The organism is Lysobacter antibioticus HS124 (genome assembly GCF_000336385.2).
Classification (GTDB): Bacteria; Pseudomonadota; Gammaproteobacteria; order Xanthomonadales; family Xanthomonadaceae; genus Lysobacter; species Lysobacter firmicutimachus.
The window spans coordinates 1-2,017 of record NZ_HG424602.1 but is presented as its reverse complement, the minus strand read 5'-3'; the positions used below and the strand labels follow the sequence as shown (position 1 = coordinate 2,017).

Here is a 2,017-nt window from a genome sequence, read left to right as displayed (position 1 = left end):
CAAACGCCCCTCGCTGAAGCCCGCCAGTACTGGGGCTTTCGGAGGGGCGTGCGGAGTGCGGAGAGAGTTCCCCGCCGGAAATTGGCGCGCCCACGGCTCCCGGATTCGAACTGGTAGGTTCACGCAAAGTCGTCCCGGGGAGCAATATCCGGGCGCGCAGCCCAGCCGGTAGCGACGTGGCGGCCTCGGCGTGTAGGCGGTCCAACGCGGCCAGGCCGGCGGGGGCCGCAACCGTAGGGCCGCGGGTGCGGTCCGGCGCCGGCTAGGCGCACCTTGGCCACGGCCGCGCGCGGGGTTCGCAGCAACGCGAGAGTGGTGTCTATCCGGGCGAAGCGGCGGGCGCCGCTGCATTTGGCGGTGAGAGCCGCCTCGAGCAGGCCGTACTACACCGGCAGGGCGTTGCCGTCTGCGCGGCCGTATAGCGTTTGGCCGCGCACCGCGCCGGTGGGCGAGTTCGATCAAGGTGGCTTGTGATGGCACCTTTATCGACGCGGGCTACCGAGGCATGCGGCTTCTGGAGACGCTACGCCCGATTGCGGACACCGGCATGCGAGGCCGAGGGCAATTGCGCACTGGCCCAATTGAGCGTGCGATCCGGAGGGCGTGCGGCAGCCGCGATGGTTGCACCTGCCCTACTAGCCGATAGCGACAAGACCCGATCCCGTGGGCCGCTAGAAGAGCTCGATGGCTAGCCTAGTGGGTGAGAAAGCGTGAATGACAAGTGCGCTAGACGTCACAAATATTCATGGCCACGCGTGGGTGTGGATGATCGATCCATGGCTGATCAACCTCTTACGAAAGTACTGATTGCAGATGGCTACCCAATCATTGGCATAACAGTTGCCAGGCAATTACTTTCAGTATTGGACGAAAGTAAATTCCTAGTCGACACGGTCATCGACAGCGATGGCCTGCTGCAGTCTTCAGAAAGCTTCCCATGCGACTATTTGATCGTGGACTTTCGCACGCTAGGCAAGTTGAACGGGATGACGTTATTGCGAGCCATCCTCGAAACGCGACCGCAACTACGAATATTGCTCTTCACAGAAGATAGCCATCCCTGCATCGCATTAGCCGCACTAGAGCTTGGTGTTCGCGCATTTGTTCTCAAGTCGAGCGACGTGTCAGAACTGATCAAAGCCATGGTGGAAGTGTTGCAGGGAAATACTTATGTAGATCGGTCGATGGATGTTCTATCAGCGAGGAAGCATCCTTGGTACCGGCTTACGGCCTCGGAGCGAGATGTAATGCTGGCTTTGGCGCGAGGTGAACGCCTTCCCTTCATTGCATGGCACCGCCATCGTAGTTACAAGACTATTACGGCTCACAAATACCACGCTTTATACAAGCTCGGATTGAAATCGAAGGACGAAATCGGGCGGTATCTGGAAGCTTGTGGCCTGGACTATCTATATAAGTGAGGCTTCCAACTTGTCTTTCACGGCAGCCTCTTGACGATCTGGAAGGACGCGGATGGACGGGAGGGTGCCTGCGTTTGCGCGGACGAGGGCTACCTGCGAATAGGTCCGCGTTTGAGCTCCAGCAGTGCGACTTGCTCGCCCCATAGCAGCGGAGGATTAATAGCGAGATCGTTGACGGTTGTTCCACTGGGCAACGTGTCGTCCAAGATCGCTGCTATGAGCGGCGGCGCCAGCGTCGTCAGGTTGAGTAGCCGGGCAATGTAGCTAAAGTCTGTGTTCTCCTTTTCTGCGAGGTCGACTATGGAGGTTGCCTCTCCGGATTCCAGCATCCGTCGCCAGCGCTCCGCTCGCCCCAACGCACGCTGCATCGCCGTCGATTGGGTATCCCAAGGTCGCTCGGCAGCGTTCGGGCTAGTCAGCTGGACGAGCTTGCGATAGCCGCGCTTGGAAATCCGGAGTGGGATATCGAAGGAAACAGAGCCATCGCTTCCCGTGGCGATCTCTACCTTGAACTTGCTCATGCGGATTCCTCGATCCCTTCATGCGTCTCCAGTTCCCGCACGAAGCTGGTAAGGCCCATGGGGCGAAGACGCAGC

2 protein-coding genes are annotated in these 2,017 nt (G+C 59.4%); one reads left to right on the top strand and one right to left on the bottom strand.

Annotated features, from left to right (window positions below; all coding sequences use genetic code 11):
* The first annotated feature begins 776 nt into the window (after positions 1-776).
* Positions 777-1,421 (top strand): response regulator transcription factor, encoded by a 645-nt coding sequence (locus TX83_RS21150; RefSeq protein ID WP_079248374.1) that lies wholly within the window; start codon positions 777-779, stop codon positions 1,419-1,421.
* A gap of 89 nt (positions 1,422-1,510) precedes the next feature.
* Here the strand turns inward: TX83_RS21150 and TX83_RS21145 are convergent, their stop codons facing one another.
* Positions 1,511-1,942: a hypothetical protein gene (locus tag TX83_RS21145; RefSeq protein WP_064749965.1), complete on the bottom strand. Its 432-nt coding sequence runs from the start codon at positions 1,940-1,942 to the stop codon at positions 1,511-1,513.
* Between the last annotated feature and the right edge of the window lie 75 nt (positions 1,943-2,017).